This window comes from Pseudomonas sp. LBUM1644, assembly GCF_059716195.1.
Map to the genome: position 1 here is coordinate 378,404 of NZ_CP166812.1, position 19,439 is coordinate 397,842.

General features: G+C 60.2%; 15 protein-coding genes. 4 read left to right on the forward strand and 11 right to left on the reverse strand.

Annotation, left to right across the window (positions count from 1 at the left end; translation table 11 throughout):
- Positions 1 to 6: 6 nt before the first annotated feature.
- Positions 7 to 888, forward strand: coding sequence for a phasin family protein (locus ACA052_RS01800; RefSeq protein WP_497648132.1), 882 nt, complete (start codon positions 7 to 9; stop codon positions 886 to 888).
- Positions 889 to 996: 108 nt separating this feature from the next.
- On the opposite strand, the gene ACA052_RS01805 is transcribed toward ACA052_RS01800, so the two are convergent.
- The 10 genes from ACA052_RS01805 to ACA052_RS01850 all read right to left on the reverse strand — a co-directional run bounded on the left by ACA052_RS01805 (position 997) and on the right by ACA052_RS01850 (position 13,987).
- Positions 997 to 1,614, reverse strand: coding sequence for a TetR/AcrR family transcriptional regulator (locus ACA052_RS01805; protein ID WP_497648133.1), 618 nt, complete (start codon positions 1,612 to 1,614; stop codon positions 997 to 999).
- Positions 1,615 to 1,673: 59 nt separating this feature from the next.
- The gene (phaC, locus tag ACA052_RS01810) at positions 1,674 to 3,356 is read right to left on the reverse strand and encodes a class II poly(R)-hydroxyalkanoic acid synthase (RefSeq protein ID WP_497648134.1); all 1,683 of its coding nucleotides are present in this window, start codon (positions 3,354 to 3,356) and stop codon (positions 1,674 to 1,676) included.
- Positions 3,357 to 3,472: 116 nt separating this feature from the next.
- A complete protein-coding gene (phaZ, locus tag ACA052_RS01815; RefSeq protein WP_497648135.1) occupies positions 3,473 to 4,327 on the reverse strand; it encodes a poly(3-hydroxyalkanoate) depolymerase in 855 nt (284 codons plus the stop codon).
- A gap of 135 nt (positions 4,328 to 4,462) precedes the next feature.
- Positions 4,463 to 6,142 carry a class II poly(R)-hydroxyalkanoic acid synthase gene (gene phaC, locus ACA052_RS01820; RefSeq protein WP_497648136.1) on the reverse strand — a complete coding sequence of 560 codons (1,680 nt, stop codon included), beginning with the start codon at positions 6,140 to 6,142 and terminating at the stop codon, positions 4,463 to 4,465.
- Between the two features lie 259 nt (positions 6,143 to 6,401).
- A complete protein-coding gene (locus ACA052_RS01825) occupies positions 6,402 to 6,779 on the reverse strand; it encodes a gamma-butyrobetaine hydroxylase family protein (protein ID WP_497648137.1) in 378 nt (125 codons plus the stop codon).
- A 115-nt stretch (positions 6,780 to 6,894) separates the two neighbouring features.
- Positions 6,895 to 8,235: an ATP-dependent protease ATPase subunit HslU gene (gene hslU, locus ACA052_RS01830; RefSeq protein WP_497648138.1), complete on the reverse strand. Its 1,341-nt coding sequence runs from the start codon at positions 8,233 to 8,235 to the stop codon at positions 6,895 to 6,897.
- Between the two features lie 55 nt (positions 8,236 to 8,290).
- Complete coding sequence (gene hslV / locus ACA052_RS01835; RefSeq protein WP_007899242.1) at positions 8,291 to 8,821, reverse strand: ATP-dependent protease subunit HslV; 531 nt, start codon at positions 8,819 to 8,821, stop codon at positions 8,291 to 8,293.
- Between the two features lie 285 nt (positions 8,822 to 9,106).
- Positions 9,107 to 9,814, reverse strand: a complete 708-nt coding sequence (locus tag ACA052_RS01840) for an SPOR domain-containing protein (RefSeq protein ID WP_497648139.1) — start codon at positions 9,812 to 9,814, stop codon at positions 9,107 to 9,109.
- A 1-nt stretch (position 9,815) separates the two neighbouring features.
- Positions 9,816 to 11,552, reverse strand: a complete 1,737-nt coding sequence (gene argS / locus ACA052_RS01845; protein WP_497648140.1) for an arginine--tRNA ligase — start codon at positions 11,550 to 11,552, stop codon at positions 9,816 to 9,818.
- 215 nt (positions 11,553 to 11,767) lie between these two features.
- Positions 11,768 to 13,987, reverse strand: coding sequence for a primosomal protein N' (locus tag ACA052_RS01850; protein ID WP_497648141.1), 2,220 nt, complete (start codon positions 13,985 to 13,987; stop codon positions 11,768 to 11,770).
- Between the two features lie 281 nt (positions 13,988 to 14,268).
- On the opposite strand from ACA052_RS01850, the gene rpmE reads away from it, so the two are divergent.
- The 3 genes from rpmE to ACA052_RS01865 all read left to right on the forward strand — a co-directional run bounded on the left by rpmE (position 14,269) and on the right by ACA052_RS01865 (position 16,766).
- Positions 14,269 to 14,499 (forward strand): 50S ribosomal protein L31, encoded by a 231-nt coding sequence (gene rpmE, locus ACA052_RS01855; protein ID WP_008080648.1) that lies wholly within the window; start codon positions 14,269 to 14,271, stop codon positions 14,497 to 14,499.
- A gap of 14 nt (positions 14,500 to 14,513) precedes the next feature.
- On the forward strand, positions 14,514 to 15,314 hold the full coding sequence (locus ACA052_RS01860; RefSeq protein ID WP_497648142.1) for a thermonuclease family protein: 801 nt from the start codon (positions 14,514 to 14,516) through the stop codon (positions 15,312 to 15,314).
- 183 nt (positions 15,315 to 15,497) lie between these two features.
- Positions 15,498 to 16,766, forward strand: coding sequence for a malic enzyme-like NAD(P)-binding protein (locus ACA052_RS01865; protein WP_497648143.1), 1,269 nt, complete (start codon positions 15,498 to 15,500; stop codon positions 16,764 to 16,766).
- A 201-nt stretch (positions 16,767 to 16,967) separates the two neighbouring features.
- Here ACA052_RS01865 and ACA052_RS01870 read toward each other — a convergent pair whose 3' ends face one another.
- Positions 16,968 to 19,406: a penicillin-binding protein 1A gene (locus tag ACA052_RS01870; RefSeq protein WP_497650254.1), complete on the reverse strand. Its 2,439-nt coding sequence runs from the start codon at positions 19,404 to 19,406 to the stop codon at positions 16,968 to 16,970.
- Positions 19,407 to 19,439 lie beyond the last annotated feature (33 nt).

Consider the following 19,439-nt stretch of genomic DNA (forward strand, 5'->3'; position numbering starts at 1 on the left):
AACGGGATGGCTGGTAAAAAGAACGTCGAAAAAGAAGGCAGCTCGTGGATCGGGAAAGTCGAAGACTACTCCCGCAAAATCTGGCTGGCTGGTTTAGGCGTGTACTCGAAGATCGACACTGACGGCAGCAAGCTCTTCGATACATTGGTTAAAGACGGCGAGAAAGCCGAGAAGCTCACCAAGAGCGCTGTGGGCAAAAAAGTCGATGCCGCCAAGGACTCCGCTTCGTCGGCCAAGTCGCGCATCACTGGCGTGAAGGATCGTGCGCTGGGCAAGTGGGATGAGTTGGAAGGCGCTTTCGACAAGCGCCTGAACAGCGCCATTTCGCGCCTGGGTGTACCGAGCCGCAACGAAGTCAAAGCGTTGCACAGCAAGGTCGATACCCTGACCAAGCAAATCGAGAAACTCACCGGTGCCAAGGTTGCGCCTGTTGCGGCGAAAACCGCGGCGGCCAAACCGGCCACCAAAAGCGCAGTCAAGCCACTGGCAAAAGCTGCCGCTAAACCGGTTGCCAAAACCGCAGCGAAAGTCGCGTCCGCAGCCAAGTCTGTTGCTAAAACTGCCGCAGCAAAACCTGCCGCAGCCAAGGCAGCAGCCAAACCGGTCGCCGCCAAAGCCGCAGCCAAACCGGCTGCCAAAACCGCAGCGGCTAAACCTGCAGTGAAAAGCGCAGCAGCCAAGCCAGCGGCAAAACCTGCCGCAGCGAAGAAGCCTGCGGTGAAAAAACCGGCAGCGCCGAAAGCCGCTGCACCAAAACCAGCAGTGGCTGCCGCGAAACCGGCAACCCCGTCGACTCCGGCCAGCACAACGAACTCTGCTGCCGCGCCGACCCCTGCTGTCACCCCGACTGCCGCGCCAGCTCCATCGACGCCAACCAGTCAGTCCTGATTCCAGGACTCAAAAAAACGCCCGGCCTGCAAAGGTCGGGCGTTTTTGTTTGAGGATCAAAAGATCGCATCCCCTGTAGGAGCTGCCGCAGGCTGCGATCTGTTGATCTTAATGCTCCTCCAGATACTGCATCGCCATCTGCTCGGTCGCCACCTTGATCGGCGGCAACAAGTGCGGCGCTACCAGCATCATGATCTGGTAAACCACCAATCGCACTTCCCCTTCGCGATCCAGAATCCGCTGATAGTCCAGCGAGAACAGCAGCGTCATGGTGATCTGCTCTACCAGTTGCCCCAACGCCTGCGTGTCGCTGACCAATTGCCCCTGAGCCTTCAACCGAGCCAGCAATGAAGCCAATGTGCGCTTTAGCGCATTGAGTAGGTTGCGTATGCCCTTGGCCAGTTTCGGCAGTCGTCCGGCCAGGTTCGACAAGTCCTGGAACAAGAACCGGTAGTGAGCCAGGCGCTCGACGATCAAGTGCAGGAACAGCCAATAATCTTCTGGTGCCAGTTCCACGTCGGAAGGCGGATCGAGCAGTGGCGCCATTTCGCCCTGAAAGCGCTCGAACAGGCCGAGAATCAGCGGTTCCTTGCCGTGGAAGTGGTAGTAGAGGTTGCCCGGGCTGATGCCCATTTCGTTGGCAACTTCCATAGTGGAGACGTTCGGTTCGCCCTTCTGATTGAACAACTGCAGGGCACATTCGAGGATCCGGTCGCGGGTTTTCATCCAGTCTTCTTAGTGGTCGAGTCATGCCACGGCCGGCATCGGCCGTGGTGGTTGGAAAGTCAGCGCACGCGCACGTAAGTCCCGGGGGCCGCCTCCTGCGGCGGGTAATTCTGGTTACCGAGCGTCATCAGGGTTGCCTTTTGCGCACCCGAGCGTTCCTGAATCCAGCTCAGCCATTGGGTCCACCAACTGCCGTCGACCTGCTTGGCATCGTAATACCAGGCCCGTGGGTCACTACTCAGTTTCGCACCCTCGACAAAGTTGGCTTTCGGATTGCTCGGTGGGTTGAGAATGCTCTGCACATGACCGCTGTTGGACAGGACGAAGCGCCGCTCGCCCCCCAGCAGCAATGTCGAGCGGTACACCGCATCCCACGGTGTGATGTGGTCGTTGATGCCTGCCACGCTAAAGCTGTCGACCGTGACCTTCTGCAAATCGATAGGCGTGCCACACACTTCAAGTCCGCCGGGATGGCTCAGCGGGTTGTGCTTGAAGAAGTCCAGCAGGTCGCCGTGGAAGGCTGCCGGCAGGCGCGTGTTGTCGTTGTTCCAGTAGAGGATGTCGAACGCCGGCGGCTCTTTACCCAATAAGTAGTTGTTGACGAAATAGCTCCAGACCAAATCATTGGGGCGCATCCAGGCGAAGATCTTGGCCATGTCGCGCCCGTCCAGCACTCCTTTCTGATAGGAGCGACGCTTGGCCGCTTCCAGGGTTTGTTCATCGGCGAACAGGGTCGCTGGAGAGTCCATCTGACTGTCGAGCAGGCTCACCAGGTACGTCGCGCTGGACACCCGCCGCAGTTGCCGCTTGGCCTGCAAGTGGCCTTGCAGCGCCGCGATGGTCAGCCCGCCGGCACAGGCGCCCATCAGGTTGACCTCACGAGCACCGGTGATCGCCCGGCACACATTCATCGCTTCTTCGACGGCTTCAACGTACGTCGACAGTCCCCATTCACGATGGCGCACATCCGGGTTGCGCCAACTGATCATGAAGGTTTGCAGGCCGTTTTTCAGGGCGAACTGGACGAAGCTGTTGTGCGGGCTCAGGTCGAAAATGTAGTACTTGTTGATCTGTGGCGGCACCACCAGCAGCGGTTTGGAATACTGCTTTTCGCTCATCGGCTTGTACTGGATCAACTCCAGCAATTCATTGCGAAACACCACGGCACCGGTGGTGGTGGCAACCGTTTTGCCGACCTCGAAAGCCTGTTTGGTGACTTGTCGCGGCAGGCCGTCGTTGTGCAGAAAGTCGTCGACCAGATGGCCGAGGCCGCGCACCAGACTGTTGCCACCGGAGTTGAAGATCTCCTTGATCGCCAGCGGATTGAGCAAGCTGTTGGACGGCGAAACTGCGTCATTGAGCAGGGCAAACGCAAAGTGGGCGCGGGCACGATCGTCCGGGCTCATGTTGCTCTCGTCGATCCAGCTTTTGACCTGTTTCTGCCAGCTCAGGTAGGCCTGCAAGCTGCGGCGATAAAAAGGATTGAGGCTCCACGCCGGATCGGCAAAGCGAGTGTCCTGTGGATTGGTCGGGTGCAGGGTTTCACCCAGCAGCACGCGGCCCAATTGACCGCCCAGTTTCAAGGCGTGTCTGGCGCTGTGCACCGGGTTGCGCAAGCCATGGGCGGCCACACTGCGCAGGGTCGAAAACAGGTCCCGCCCCCGCAGGCCGGTAATCGCACTCTGCGCGTTGATGAACGCGGCGGGAGTGGGCAAGAAGTCCCTCGCTGGTTTTTCGCGCATGAATCAACACTCCTTCGTCTTCAGGCCAAATACAAAACACACCGAACCAGAACACCATAGACGCTGTAACGGGTTGTTGCGCGGCGCGGCGTCCTGCCGAGCGATGTAGGGTCGGGTTAACCGCCCAGTGGCGCCGGATGCGGATGCATCACTGCGCGCTGCCGTTCCTCCTCGAGGAATTTCATGATGATCGGTGCGACCGCTTCGGCACGGGTAATCAGGAACAGATGACCATCGTCGATGATGTGCAACTGAGCATTGGGAATTCGCCACGCGAGCAATCGCATGTTGACTAGCGGGATCAGTGGGTCGTCATCGCCGGCCAGCACCAGGGTCGGCTGATTGATCTTGTGCAGCCAGTGAATGCTGGTCCAGCCGAGGCCGGCGAACAGCTGCCAGTAGTAACCGAGCTTGCCCGCCGAGCGCACCTTTGCCGCGTGGCTGGCGGCGAGGGTCGGGTCGCGCCGGAACGCGCCGCCGTAGATCATTGGCGCAATGCGGATCACATGGGACGGCTGGATGTAGCGCCGCGGGCTGGCCATCATCCACAGCACCTTCGGCTTGCCCGGCACCATCACCGCACCGGCCGCCGTGGCCGCCAGCACCAGTTTCTTGCAGCGCTCGGGATAGTCGTAGGCGAACTGCTGGGCGAGGGCGCCGCCCCATGAAACGCCGATCACGTTGACTTGCCCGTAGTCGAGATAGTCGAGCATTCGCGCGGTGAGTTTCGCCAGGCCTGGAAAGCGATACGGCCGATTCGGCGTCGAAGAACCACCGACACCGGGTACGTCAAAAGCGATGACTTCCAGGTCCGGGTCCAATGCCGCGACGAACGGAAACACCAGCTCCAGGTTGGCGCCGATGCCGTTGAAAATCAGCAAGGGCGTCAAGTGAGGCTTGCCGGGGCGTACCGCCGTGCGGAGGGTCTGGCCATCCAGGTCGACGGTACGAAAAATAAACGGTTGCGGCATGCTTCAGGCCCTATGGGTTAATTCATCCCCGATCCCTTGTAGGAGCTGCCGCAGGCTGCGATCTTTTGATCTTGTTTTTAAAAGCAAAATCAAAAGATCGCAGCCTTCGGCAGCTCCTACAAGGTGGGGTGTCAGTTACCGCTCATGTACGTAGGTGCCGGGTGCTGCTTCACCGGCGGTGTAGGTTTTGTTGCCCAGGCTGGTCGGGGATTTCTTCAGCTTGCCCGAACGCTCGGCCTGCCATGCCTGCCAGTGCAGCCACCAGGTATCGGTGTGTTTGGTGGCGTTTTCCTGCCAGTCCTCGGCCTTGACCGGCATTTCGCTGCTGGTCATGTAGCGTGACTTCGGGTTGCCCGGCGGGTTCAGAATGCTCTGGATATGCCCGCTGCTAGACAGCACGAATTCGACCTTGCCGCCGAACAGCTGCGCCGACTTGTAGCAGGACTTCCACGGTGTGATGTGGTCGGTGGTCCCGGCCAGGGAAAAGATGTCGGCCGTGACCTGTTTCAAGTCGATCGGCGTGCCGCACACTTCCAGTGCATTGGGGCGAATCAGTGGATTACTTTTGAACATCTCGATCAGGTCGCCGTGGAAAGCGGCGGGCAATCGGGTGGTGTCGTTGTTCCAGAACAGAATGTCGAACACTGGCGGCTCATTGCCCAACAGGTAGTTGTTGACCCAGTAGTTCCAGATCAGATCGTTGGGGCGCATCCAGGCGAAGACCTTCGCCATGTCGCGGCCTTCCAGTACACCTGCCTGATAGGATTGACGCTTGGCCGCTTCGAGGGTTTGCTCGTCGACGAACAGTGCCACGTCGCTCTCCAGTGTCGTGTCCAGCACGCTCACCAACAGGGTCAGGGCGTTGACCTTCTTTTCGCCGATCGCGGCGTAGTGGCCCAGCAGCGCGGTGCAGGTGATGCCTCCGGAGCATGCACCGAGCATGTTGATGTCTTTGCTGCCGGTGATCGCGGTGACCACGTCGACCGCTTCCTTGAGCGCTTCGATGTAGGTCGACAGGCCCCACTCGCGCTGTTCCTTGGTCGGGTTACGCCAGCTGACGATGAAGGTCTGGACATGATTGCGCAGGCAGAAGCGCGCCAGGCTCTTGTCCGGGCTCAGGTCGAAGACATAGAACTTGTTGATCTGCGGCGGCACCACCAGCAGTGGGCGCTCATGCACTTGTTCGGTGGTTGGCCGGTACTGGATCAGTTCCAGCACATCGTTGCGAAACACCACGGCGCCTTCGGTCACGCCCAGGCTCTTGCCGACTTCAAACGCACCCATGTTGACCTGGCTCGGCATGCCGCCGTTGTGCACCAGATCCTTGGCCAGATGCGAAAGGCCGTCGAGCAGGCTTTTGCCGCCGGTTTCGAAGAAGCGTTTGACTGCCGCCGGGTTGGCCGCACTGTTGGTCGGGGCCATGGCTTCGGTCATCAGGTTGATTACGAAGTGCCCGCGACTGACGTCTTTGGGGGGGAGATTGCTGTCGTCGATCCAGTCGTGGAGCTCCTTGCGCCACGCCAGGTAAGTTTGCAGATAACGTTTATAGAGCGGGTTCTGGCTCCAGGCTGGATCGGCGAAGCGACGGTCATCGCTCGTGGGTTGCAGCTCGGATTTGCCAAACAACACGTTCTTCAGTTCAAGGCCGAAATGGGCGACATGCCTGGCACTGTGAATCGGTTGTTTGATCGCTTGCCTGAGCACCATGCGAGCAGAAGCCAGTAGATCCTTTCCACGCAGCCCAACGACAGGATTCAGCCCCAAGGTATTTTCCGAGGCTTGATACTTCAAGTCATCGTTATTCTTGTTACTCATCTACGACGCTCCATTGTCCTGAGACGAATACCTGAGTCCAACTGTGCAGTCACACAGCCAAAGCCAGGTACTACTACTCGGGTGACCGTTAATACTGCATCGCTGCTTTTTTATCGCAGAGAGCACTGCAGGGAACTTGCCAGTTCCATTGGTTACCCGAGTTTAATTTTTTTCGCAAGCGGGCCATTCGACGACCCTGAGGCGGAGCATTCAAACAGATGGAATTAGAAAATGCCCTCTAATGAGCAAGAGGCCTGACTTAGAGCATCAGTTTGACGATGGACTGGTTCGGGTCGCGGGTTTTTCCGGCGGCTTTGAGTTCGGCAAGATAATCGTTCCACAGATCCTCCTGGCGGACTCCCAGCTGGTACAGATATTCCCAGGTGAACAGGCCGCTGTCATGGCCGTCGTCGAAGGTCAACTTCAGTGCGTACTGACCGGCCGGTTCTACCTGGGTCAGGCCTACGCCGATCTTGCCAAATTGCAGGATAGGTTTGCCGTGGCCCTGGACCTCGGCGGAAGGAGAGTGCACGCGCAGGAACTCGGCGGGCAGGTGATGTTCCTCGCCCGAGGCGTATTTCAGCGACAGGGTTTTCGAGGCTTTGTGCAGTTTGATGTCGGTGGGCAACTGAGTCATGAAAGGTCGTCCGTCTGGGTGGAGCACCCTGTAGGAGCTGCCGCAGGCTGCGATCTTTTAATGGCAAGATCAAAAGATCGCAGCCTGCGGCAGCTCCTACAGGGGAACAGGAGACCTACAGGATATAACGGGACAGGTCTTCGTTCTGCGCCAATTCGCCGAGGTGGCTGTTGACGTAATCGGCGTCGATCAAAATCACTTTACCGTCATGCGCGCTGGCCAGGTCGCCGGCGCTGAACGACACCTCTTCAAGCAGGCGCTCGAGCAAGGTGTGCAGGCGACGGGCACCGATGTTCTCGGTTTTCTCGTTGACCTGCCAGGCGATCTCGGCGATGCGCTTGATGCCGTCCGGCTGGAACTCGATGGCCAGGCCTTCGGTTTTCAGCAGCGCGCAATATTGCTCGGTGAGCGATGCGTGCGGCTCGCTGAGGATGCGCTCGAAGTCATCAGGCGTCAGCGCCTTGAGCTCGACACGAATCGGCAGGCGACCTTGCAGTTCAGGCACCAGGTCGCTCGGTTTGCTCAAGTGGAACGCACCCGAGGCAATGAACAGGATGTGATCGGTCTTGACCATGCCCAGTTTGGTGTTGACGGTGCAGCCTTCGATCAGCGGCAGCAAGTCGCGCTGTACGCCTTCACGGGATACATCGACGCCGCCGGAATTGCCGCGCTTGGCAACTTTGTCGATTTCGTCGATGAACACGATGCCGTGCTGCTCGACCGCTTCCAGGGCCTTGGCCTTCAACTCTTCGTCGTTGACCAGGCGGCCGGCTTCTTCGTCACGCACCAGTTTCAGCGCTTCCTTGACCTTGAGCTTGCGGCTCTTGCGTTTGCCCTTGCTCATATTGGCGAACAGGCTCTGCAACTGGTTGGTCATTTCTTCCATGCCCGGTGGCGCGGAGATATCGACGCCGGCCGTTTCAGCGACTTCGATTTCAATCTCCTTGTCATCCAGCTGACCTTCGCGCAGGCGCTTGCGGAACAGCTGGCGGGTGTTGGAGTCGGCCGACGGTGCGGCGTCTTCGTTACTGAAACCCATGCGTGCCGGAGGCAGCAATGCGTCGAGGATGCGCTCTTCAGCGGCGTCTTCGGCACGGTGACGAACCTTGGTCATCTCCTGTTCGCGCAGCAGCTTGATCGCCGCATCAGCCAGGTCGCGGATGATCGACTCGACGTCACGGCCGACGTAGCCGACTTCAGTGAACTTGGTCGCTTCGACCTTGATGAACGGTGCGTTGGCGAGTTTGGCCAGGCGACGGGCGATCTCGGTTTTACCGACACCGGTCGGACCGATCATCAGGATGTTCTTGGGGGTTACTTCAACGCGCAGCTCTTCGGGCAGCTGCATCCGGCGCCAGCGGTTACGCAACGCGATGGCGACGGCGCGCTTGGCATCGTCCTGGCCGATGATATGGCGATTGAGTTCGTGGACGATTTCACGGGGAGTCATGGACATAGTAATTGGTGGTCCTCAAGCAAAAGTGAGCCGTGGCGCAAAGGCCGGAACAGGCTTACTCGGCGAGGTCCTGCTCCTCAATGGTGAAGGTGTGGTTGGTGAATACACAGATGTCGCCGGCGATGCCGAGGGCGGTTTCGACGATTTCGCGGGCCGACAGATCGGTCTTCTTCAGCAGCGCGCTGGCAGCGGCCTGGGCGTAACCGCCACCGGAACCCATGGCGATCAAGCCTTCTTCGGGTTCGACCACGTCGCCGTTGCCGGTGATGATCAGGGAGGCGTCTTTGTTGGCGACCGCGAGCATGGCTTCGAGGCGGCTGAGGGAGCGGTCGGTGCGCCATTCTTTGGCGAGTTCGACGGCGGCGCGAACCAGGTGCCCCTGATGCTTCTCAAGCTGGCCTTCGAAACGTTCGAAGAGGGTAAAGGCGTCAGCGGTGGCCCCGGCAAAACCGGCGATGACCTGGCCGTGGTACAGGCGACGAACTTTCTTCGCGTTGCCTTTCATCACGGTATTGCCCAGAGAAACCTGGCCGTCGCCGCCCATGACGACTTTGCCGTGGCGGCGAACTGAAACGATGGTGGTCAAGGGAGAGTCTCCACGCAGCGGGGCGAAAATGCCTTATGCCAACTCATATGGGGGTGGTGGAGCATTTTTCAACTGTAGGACGCGGTGGGGGACGAGCGGTGTTTTTGCAAGCGGGGGTATCTGTTCTGACGCCTTCGCGGGCAAGCCTCGCTCCTAGGGGTCATGCATCGTTCACAAATACGGTGAACGGTGCATTTTACGGCGTTCACAATATCGCGAACGATGCATTACCTGTAGGAGCGAGGCTTGCCCGCGAAGAACGTTAACGCGGTACCGCTGACGAAATCAGCGGTTTTGGCGTTGTTGTAACAACAGGTTGCTAAAGCCGGCGCCGGACAGTTGTTTCTGCGCCGTGGTCAGTTGTTCGCGATTGCTGAACGGCCCGACCAGCACCCGATACCAGGTTTCGTCCTTCACGGTGCCGGACTCGACCGCCACTGCCTGACCCAGCAAAATGATCTGTGCCCGGACCTTGTCCGCGTCAGCTTCCTTGCGGAACGACCCGGCCTGCAGGAAGAACCTGGTCACCGGCGCCGCTTTGGACACTGGCGGTGGCGGTGGCGGGGTGATCCCGGCCAAGGCTGCCTGAGCGCGGGCAGTGTCGATCTTCGCTGCTTCCGCAGGTGTCACCGGCGTCGTTGGAACGGCCGGAACTTGTGGCGTCGGCAGGGTTTTCTCCGGCACGGCATCCGGCGGCACAATCACTTCCGATTCCGGCAGCAGGGTGTAGAAGTCGTACTTCGGCTTCACCGGCTGCGTCGGGCTCGGCGGGGTCTTGTTGGCCTCGGCGATCTTGGTGGCTTTTTGCTGCTCGATCTTCTCGCGCTTGACGCTTTCGCTGCCCTTGCCCGGTTCCAGCTTCATCAGGAACACGATGAACGCACCGACCGTCAGGCCGATGGCCATCCACAGCCAGCCCGGGATCGGTTGCTTTGCAGGAGCTTGGTAACGGCTGGCGCCACGCTTGGGTGCAGGTTTTTTCTTGGCAGCCAACTTACATACGCTCCAGAGTTTCCAGACCCAAGAGTTCCAGGCCTTGCTTGAGGGTGCGGCCGGTCAGTGCGGCGAGGCGCAGGCGGCTCTGCATTTGCGCCGGGGTGTCGGCGCTGAGGATCGGGCAGTTCTCGTAGAAGCTGGAGAACAGGCCGGCCACATCGTACAGGTAGGTGCAAAGGATGTGCGGCGTTCCTTTGTCGCAAACGTTGTTCAGCACTTCACCGAATTGCGCCAGTTTGGCCGCCAGTTCGTGTTCGTGCGCCGCTTCGAGGACGATCTGGCCTTCGACTTCGCTGAAGTCCTTGCCGAGTTTGCGGAACACACCGGCCACGCGGGTGTAGGCATACAGCAGGTACGGCGCAGTGTTGCCTTCGAAATTCAGCATCAGGTCGAAGTTGAAGCTGTAGTCGCTGGTGCGGTGCTTGGACAGGTCGGCGTATTTAACCGCGCCAATGCCCACGACCTTGGCGATGTTGCGCAGCTCGGCTTCGGCCAGCTCCGGGTTCTTGTCCTTCACCAGGGTGTAGGCGCGTTCCTGGGCTTCGGTCAGCAGGTCGATCAACTTCACGGTGCCGCCATCACGGGTCTTGAACGGGCGGCCATCGGCGCCGTTCATGGTGCCGAAGCCCATGTGTTCCATTTCCATCGGATGGGTCACGAAACCGGCCAGGCGCGCGACCTGGAACACTTGCTGGAAGTGCAGCGCCTGGCGCTGGTCAACGAAATACAGGGCGCGATCAGCCTTGAGCTTGCCACTGCGATACCGCACGGCCGCCAGATCGGTGGTGGCGTAGAGGTAGCCGCCGTCAGCCTTGACGATGATCACCGGCAGCGGGTCGCCGTCGGCATTCTTGAACTCGTCGAGGAACACGCATTGCGCGCCGTTGCTTTCGACCAGCAAACCGGCGGCCTTGAGGTCGTTGACCACGTTGATCAGGTCGTCGTTGTAGGCACTTTCACCCATCACGTCGGCCATGGTCAGTTTGACGTTCAGCAGTTCGTAGATTTTCTGGCAGTGCGACAGCGAGATGTCTTTGAATTTGGTCCACAGCGCCAGGCAATCGGCGTCGCCGGCCTGCAGCTTGACCACCAGACCGCGGGCGCGATCGGCGAACTCTTCGGATTCGTCGAAGCGTTGCTTCGCCGCACGGTAGAAGTTTTCCAGATCCGACAGCTCGTCGCTGGTGATCGGGTTTTCCTGGAGGTAAGCCATCAGCATGCCGAATTGGGTGCCCCAGTCACCAACGTGGTTCTGACGGATCACTTCGTCGCCGAGGAATTCCAGAACGCGGGCCACGCCGTCGCCGATGATGGTCGAGCGCAAGTGGCCGACGTGCATCTCTTTGGCCAGGTTCGGCGCCGAGAGGTCGACGACCGTGCGCTGCACCGGGCCGGCCTTGCGCACGCCGATGTGCTCATCGGCCAGGGCGGCGTCCAGGCGCGAGGCCAGCGCCTGGGTGTTCTGGAAGAAGTTCAGGAAACCAGGGCCGGCGATTTCGGTCTTGGTGACGTTCTCGTCAACCGGCAGCGCGGCGATGATTTTCTCGGCCAGGTCGCGCGGCTTCATGCCCGCAGGCTTGGCCAGCATCATGGCGATGTTGCTGGCGAAGTCGCCGTTCTTCTTGTCACGGGAGTTTTCCACCTGGATCGCCGGCGACAGGCCTTCAGGCAACACACCTTCGTTGACGAGTTGGGTGATGGCTTGTTGGATCAGCTGGCGAATGGTGTCTTTCATGGTGTTCTCTTTCGACCGCAAGCGCGGCGGCGCTTCGATGCGCTAGTGGAAAAACTGGGCATTATCCGTTGCGAAGGCGGGCTTGCCAACTATAGCGGGCAGGTTATGGATATGTGGTGACAAAAGCGGCAAAGATCGCAGCCTGCGGCAGCTCCTACATTGATCGTATTCCCCTGTAGGAGCTGCCGCAGGCTGCGATCTTTTGATCTTGATCTTTAATACAAATCCACAGGATCGACATCGAGAGACCAACGCACCGCCCGCCCACTCGGCATCTGCTCCAAAACCAGCAACCAACTGCTCAACAACCGATGCAACGGCGCCCGGGCCGTAGCCTGCAACAACAGCTGCGCCCGATAACGCCCGGCCCGACGTTCCATCGGCGCCGGCACCGGCCCCAGCAACTCGATCCCGCTTAAGTTCTGCTCCGCCAGCAAACGCTCGGCCTCACTGCACGCCTCATCGAGAAAACCTTCAGCCTGCCCGGGTTTGTGCGCTTCGGCGCGCAGCAGCGCCAGATGCGCGAACGGTGGCAGGCCGGCAGTGCGGCGTTCGCTCAACGCCTGCTCGGCGAAGGCGAAATAACCTTGTTCCGTCAGTTGCACCAGCAGCGGATGGTCGGCCAGGTGTGTCTGGATAATCACTTTGCCTGGTTCTTCGGCGCGTCCGGCGCGTCCGGCCACCTGCACAATCAGCTGCGCCATGCGCTCGCTGGCGCGAAAGTCACCCGAGAACAGCCCGCCGTCGGCATCGAGAATCGACACCAGCGTCACCCGTGGAAAGTGATGCCCTTTGGCGAGCATTTGCGTGCCCACCAGAATGCACGGCTGGCCCTTTTGAATAGTCGCGAACAGCTGATTCATCGCGTCCTTGCGCGAGGTGCTGTCACGGTCGACCCGCAGCACCGGGACGTCCGGGAACAGGATCGCCAATCGCTCTTCGGCGCGCTCGGTGCCCGCGCCGACGGGTCGCAAATCGACCTTGCCGCACTTTGGGCAATGCCGTGGCACGCGTTCGACATAGCCGCAGTGGTGGCAGCGCAGTTCGCCGGAGCGCTGGTGCACGGTCATCCGTGCATCGCAGCGCTGGCACTCGGACATCCAGCCACAGTCGTGGCACAACAGCGTCGGGGCGAAACCGCGGCGATTGAGAAAAACCAGTACTTGCTGGCCGGCCGCCAGCGTCTGACCGATGGCTTGCTGCATCGGCCCGGAAATGCCGCTGTCCAGCGGACGGCTTTTCACGTCCAGACGCAGGAAGCGTGGCTGCTTCGCGCCACCAGCGCGCTCATTCAGTCGCAGGAGGCCGTAGCGGCCGGTGTAGGCGTTATGCAGGCTTTCCAGCGAAGGCGTGGCGGAACCGAGCACGATCGGGATGTTCTCCTGTCGGGCGCGGACCAATGCCAGGTCGCGGGCGTGATACCGCAAGCCTTCCTGCTGCTTATAGGAGCCATCGTGCTCTTCGTCGATGATGATCAGGCCGGGATTTTTCATTGGCGTGAACAGCGCCGAACGGGTACCGATAATAATGTCGGCATCGCCGTCACGGGCGGCGAGCCAGGCTTCCAGGCGTTCGCGATCATTGACCGCCGAATGAATCAGCGCGATCCGTGCATTGAAGCGCTGCTCGAAGCGCGCCAGGGTCTGCGGGCCGAGGTTGATTTCCGGGATCAGCACCAGTGCTTGCTTGCCGGATTCAAGGGTTTCGCGAATCAGCTGCAAATAGACTTCGGTCTTGCCGCTGCCGGTGACACCGGCGAGCAGGAACGCGTGATAACTGTCGAACCCGGCGCGAATCGCTTCATAGGCTGCGCGCTGTTCGGGGTTGAGCGGCAACTCCGGCTGGGCCAGCCAATGTTCGTGACGTGCGCCGGGAGCGTGCTTGCGGATTTCCACCTGCACCAGATCCTTGGCCAGCAACAGATCGAGGCTGTCCTTGCTCAGCATCAGTTTGCTCAGCAACTGATGGGCGACGCCGTGGGGATGCTGGGCCAGGGTCGCCAGCGCTTCACGCTGGCGCGGGGCGCGGGCGATGCGCGGGTCATCAAGGCTGGCGCCGGGGGCGGCGGACCAGAAACGTTCCTGGCGCGCTTCGGCCAGTTCACCCTGGCGCAGCAACACCGGCAGCGCCCAGCTCAACGTGTCGCCAAGGCTGTGCTGATAATACTGAGAGGTCCACAGGCACAGCTTGAACAGCGCGGGCGGCAGCGGTGGCGTTGCATCGAGCAGAGCGATGGCCGGTTTGAGCTTTTCTATCGGCACTTCGCTGGTGTCGGTGACTTCGACCAGAATCCCGATCATCTCCCGTCGCCCGAACGGCACTCGCAAGCGCATGCCCGGTTGCAACTGGGCGCGCAGGACTCCGGCCGGGGCACGGTAATCGAACAGGCGGCGCAGCGGCGAAGGGAGGGCGAGGCGCAAAATGGCGTCGGGCACGCGGGGGGATCTCGGTCAGCGAATAATAGAAGGCATGTCCTGTGGGAGCGAGCCTGCTCGCGAATGCGGTGTGTCAGTCAGCATTTATGCCGCTGATATACCGCATTCGCGAGCAGGCTCGCTCCCACAGGGGGGATGTGCTTTGGACCGGGAGCCTAGCAGACGGTCGGTAGAAGCGACAGCTTGCGTGATTGGCATTGTCTGGTAGAATCCGCGGCCTAATTACGTGCGGTATTCAACAATAGTGTTGAGTGGCGGCACGCTAGCCTGAGGAATACACCATGAAAGCCGATATCCATCCAGCATACGAAACCATCGAAGTAACTTGCAGCTGCGGCAACAAGTTCGAAACTCGTTCGAACCTGTGCAAGCCACTGGGTACTGACGTATGCAACGAGTGCCACCCGTTCTACACCGGTAAGCAGAAGACTCTGGATACTGGCGGCCGTGTACAGCGCTTCGCAGACCGTTTTGGCGCTTTCGGCAAGAAAGCTCCTGCTGCTGCAGAGTAAGGCTGAAAAGCCCGATGGGCTTTTCCAGGCTGATAAAAAAGGCGTCCCTGGTGGGCGCCTTTTTTGTGTCCGCGATTTGGCTTTCCGGCGCCCAGGCCTTCTGTCCGGCTCCGAGCGGGCTGGCGTCGGTCACGGTGTTGCGGGTGGTGGATGGCGACACGTTGCGCCTGACCGATGGCCGCAGTGTGCGCATGATCGGTTTGAATACGCCGGAACTGGGCAAGCAGGGGCGTTCCGACGAGCCCTTTGCGGTGGTCGCGCGCAAACGCCTGGAAGCGCTGGTGGCCTCGAGCGACGGGCGGGTCGGTTTACTGCCGGGTAAAGAGGGCAGAGATCGCTACGGCCGCACGCTGGCCCATGTCTACGGCGCCGATGGAGCCAATCTCGAAGCGCAGATGCTTGCTGAAGGCCTGGGGTTTCAAGTGGCGGTCGCGCCGAATGTCGATTTGGTCAGTTGCCAGCAAACCGCTGAGCGCAGCGCCCGCCAGGCCGGGCTCGGGGTTTGGCGGCAATCACCTGTACTGAAAGCGGAGCAGATCAGCGCGTCCGGTTTTGCCGTGCTCAGTGGTCGTGTGAGCAAGATCCAGCGCAATCGCGGCGGGGTTTGGATCGAATTGCAGGATTCGGTTGTATTGCGCGTTGCCCCCAATGTATTGGGGCGGTTCGATGGCGCGTCGCTTGAGCAGCTGAAGGGCAAGCGGATCGAGGCGCGCGGCTGGGTGCTGGATCGATCACGTCGCGGTGGACTTAAAGAAGGGCAGGCGCGCTGGCTGTTACCGTTGACCGACCCGGCAATGCTTCAAGCGGCGCCCTGATAAAAAATTGTAGACATTTTTTCTGTCAATTGTGAACAGTCTATCCCTTGTGTTCCGTGGCTCTTGGGCCAAAGTCTTAGGGCAGGGCGCTTGACAGGGGTGACCGGTCAGTCTTGTGGGGATTTTGCGAGGCGCGTATCCTCGCTGACCAGTCTGTCCAACAGTAAAAAGCGGAATGCCCCCATGTCTGATCTGAAAACTGCCGCTCTCGAATATCACGCCCATCCTCGTCCAGGTAAGCTGAGTGTCGAGCTCACCAAGGCCACCGCTACCGCCCGCGACCTGTCGCTGGCCTACAGCCCCGGCGTAGCCGAACCAGTACGCGAAATCGCCCGCGATCCTGAATTGGCCTACAAATACACCGGCAAAGGCAACCTGGTTGCAGTCATTTCCGATGGCACCGCGATTCTCGGCCTGGGTAACCTCGGCCCACTGGCTTCCAAACCTGTGATGGAAGGTAAAGGCGTGCTGTTCAAGCGCTTCGCCGGCATCGACGTGTTCGACATCGAAGTCGACTCCGAAAGCCCGCAAGCCTTCATCGACACCGTCAAGCGTATCTCCATCACCTTCGGTGGCATCAACCTGGAAGACATCAAGGCCCCTGAGTGCTTTGAGATCGAACGCGCCCTGATCGAGCAGTGCGACATTCCGGTGTTCCACGATGACCAGCACGGCACCGCAATCGTTACCGCGGCCGGCATGATCAACGCCCTGGAAATCGCTGGCAAAACCCTCGCTGACGCCAAGATCGTCTGCCTGGGCGCCGGTGCGGCCGCCATCTCCTGCATGAAATTGCTGGTGAGCATGGGCGCTAACATCGAAAACATCTTCATGGTTGACCGTACTGGCGTGATCCACTCCGGCCGCGACGACCTGAACCAGTACAAGGCTGTCTTCGCTCACGCGACCGACAAGCGCACCCTGGCTGACGCCCTGACCGGTGCTGACGTGTTCGTGGGCCTGTCCGGCCCGAACCTGCTCAGCCCTGAAGGCTTGAAATCCATGGCGGCCAACCCGATCGTGTTCGCGTGCTCGAACCCGGATCCGGAAATCTCCCCGGAACTGGCGCACGCTACCCGTGATGACGTGATCATGGCCACCGGCCGTTCGGACTACCCGAACCAGGTCAACAACGTACTGGGCTTCCCGTTCATCTTCCGCGGTGCCCTGGACGTTCGCGCCAAGCGCATCAACGAAGAAATGAAAGTGGCTGCGGCCAACGCCCTGCGTGAACTGGCCAAACTGCCAGTGCCGCAGGAAGTGTGCGACGCCTACGGCGGCATCAAGCTGGAATTCGGTCGTGAGTACATCATTCCGAAACCAATGGATGCACGACTGATCACCGTGATCTCCGATGCCGTGGCTAAAGCCGCCATCGAGACCGGCGTAGCGACCCTGCCGTATCCGAAGAACTACCCGCTGAAAAGCGTGGATGATGTGTTCAACGGCTAAGTAGCCGTTTTATGAAAAACCCGGCCATGGCCGGGTTTTTTATTGGGCCAAGATCAAAAGATCGCAGCCTTCGGCAGCTCCTACAGGGGTACGCATTCCAACTGTAGGAGCTGCCGCAGGCTGCGATCTTTTGATCTTGGCCCTGCAACAAAAAGCCCCGCGCTTCTTGCGAAGGCGGGGCTTTGGCGTTGCGCCATGCGATCAGAACAAATCGATCGGCGCCGCCTCATCCGCCGGCAGCGGGCTGCCCGGCGCATTGCCGTTACCTATCTCGTTGACCGACGGCGGCGTATCTTCGGCCTTGAACAGCTCGAAGTAGGCGCCTGGCGTGCCCGGGCTGGCTGCACGGCCGCTGACCGGGTCGACGCGCAGGCTGAGAATGCCTTCTGGCTCAGGCTGCGTATGGGGCGGCAAGCCTTTAAGTGCAGCACCCATGTAGTTCATCCAGATCGGCAGGGCGACGGTGCCGCCAAACTCGCGTTTGCCAAGACTTTCCGGCTGGTCGAAACCGGTCCAGACGGTGGTCACGTAATCGGCGTTGTAGCCGGAGAACCACGCGTCCTTCGATTCGTTAGTCGTACCGGTCTTGCCGGCAATGTCCGGGCGGCCCAGGGCCAGGGCGCGGCGGCCGGTGCCGAGTTTGATGACGTCCTCAAGCATGCTGTTGAGGATGTAGGTGGTGCGGCCATCGATGATGCGTTCAGCCACCGCCGGCGCTTGCGGCGCTGGCTGGGCGTTCAGCGTTTCGCCCGGTGTTGCATTGACCGTGAAGGTAGTGGCCGCCGGAGCCGCAATACCGCTGCTGGCTACATCACCTTTGGGCACGCTCGGCGGGTTGGCGACGAACAGCGTGTCGCCATTGCGGCTTTCGATTTTGTCGATGATGTAAGGGCTGATCTTGTAACCGCCGTTGGCGAAGGTGCTCCAGCCGGTGGCGATTTCCATTGGCGTCAGGGTCGCGGTGCCCAGGGCCAGCGACAGGTTGCGCGGCAGGTCCTGCTTGTTGAAACCGAACTTGCTGATGTAGTCGATGGTGCGATCAACGCCCAATGCCTGGACCAACCGGATCGAGACCAGGTTGCGCGACTTGTATAACCCTTCACGCAGGCGGATCGGGCCGAGGAAGGTATTGGTGTCGTTCTTCGGGCGCCAGACCTTGTCCAGATACTCGTCGACAAACACGATCGGAGCATCGTTCACCAGGCTGGCGGCGGTATAGCCGTTATCCAGCGCGGCACTGTAGACGAATGGTTTGAAACTGGAGCCTGGCTGACGCTTGGCCTGCATGGCACGGTTGTAGTTGCTTTGCTCAAAAGCAAAACCACCCACCAATGAGCGGATCGCGCCGTTCTGCGGGTCGAGGGAAACCAGTGCGCCCTGGGCCTGCGGAATCTGGCTGAATTTCAGCGAGTTGTCCGGCTGACGCTGCACACGAATCAGATCGCCGACTTGGGCCACATCCGACGGCTGCTTCGGATTGGCGCCCATGCTGTTGGTGTTCAGGAATGGACGTGCCCATTTCATGCTGTCCCAGCCAACGTGTTCATCACCGGTGCGGGTCATCACTTGCAGGCCGCTCTTGTCGACCTGGGTGACGATGGCCGGTTCCAGGCTGCTGATCGTGCGTTGTTTGGTCAGCTCGGTGGTCCAGGCTTCGCGAGTCTTGCCCGGCAGGCGCGACTCGGGACCACGGTAACCATGGCGCTGATCGTAGGTCATCAAGCCTTCGTGGACTGCCGAGTTGGCCATCTCCTGCAGATTGCTCGGCACGGTGGTGGTCACACGGAAGCCTTCGGTGTACGCATCGCTGCCATAACGACCGACCATTTCGGCTCGGGCCATTTCGGCGATGTACGGCGCGTTCACTTCAGGGGTCGGCACGTGGTAGCTGGCGTTCAGCGGCTCGTTGATGGCAGTGGTGTAGTCGGCTTCAGTGATCTTGCCGAGCTTGTACATGCGGCCAAGGATCCAGTCGCGACGCTCCTTGCTGCGGGCCGGATTGGCCAGCGGGTTGAAGCGGGACGGGGCTTTTGGCAGGCCGGCGATCATCGCCATCTGCGCCAGGCTGACGTCACGAATCGACTTGCCGTAATAGACCTGGGCGGCCGCCTCGATACCGTAGGCGCGGTTACCCAGGTAGATCTTGTTGACGTACAGCTCGAGGATCTCGTCCTTGGTCAGCTGCCGTTCGATCTGCAGGGCCAGGAGGATTTCGGTGGTTTTGCGCGAGAAGCTGCGTTCGCTGGTCAGGAAAAAGTTCTTCGCGACCTGCATGGTGATGGTGCTGCCGCCGGACTGGATGTGTCCGCTTTTCACCAATTGGGTCGCGGCGCGCATCAGGCTGCTGGGATCGACGCCATAGTGGTTGGCAAAGTTGTCGTCTTCAGCACTTAGTAACGCATTAATGAAATTGGGGGGAATGTCGGCGAACCGGATGGGTGTACGGCGCATTTCGCCAAATTCTGCGATCAACTTGTTATCGCTGCTGTATACCCGTAGAGGAATCTGCAACTGAATACTTCTCAGCGCCTCCACTGACGGCAATCCAGGGCTAAGGTAAAGATACGCGCCGCTCAGACCGAGGAGCAGTCCGCAGAAAACGGCGACGATGGACCAACCGAAAAATTTCAGCAGACGAATCAAGGCTTTTGGATATCCAGGGCAAAGAATGAA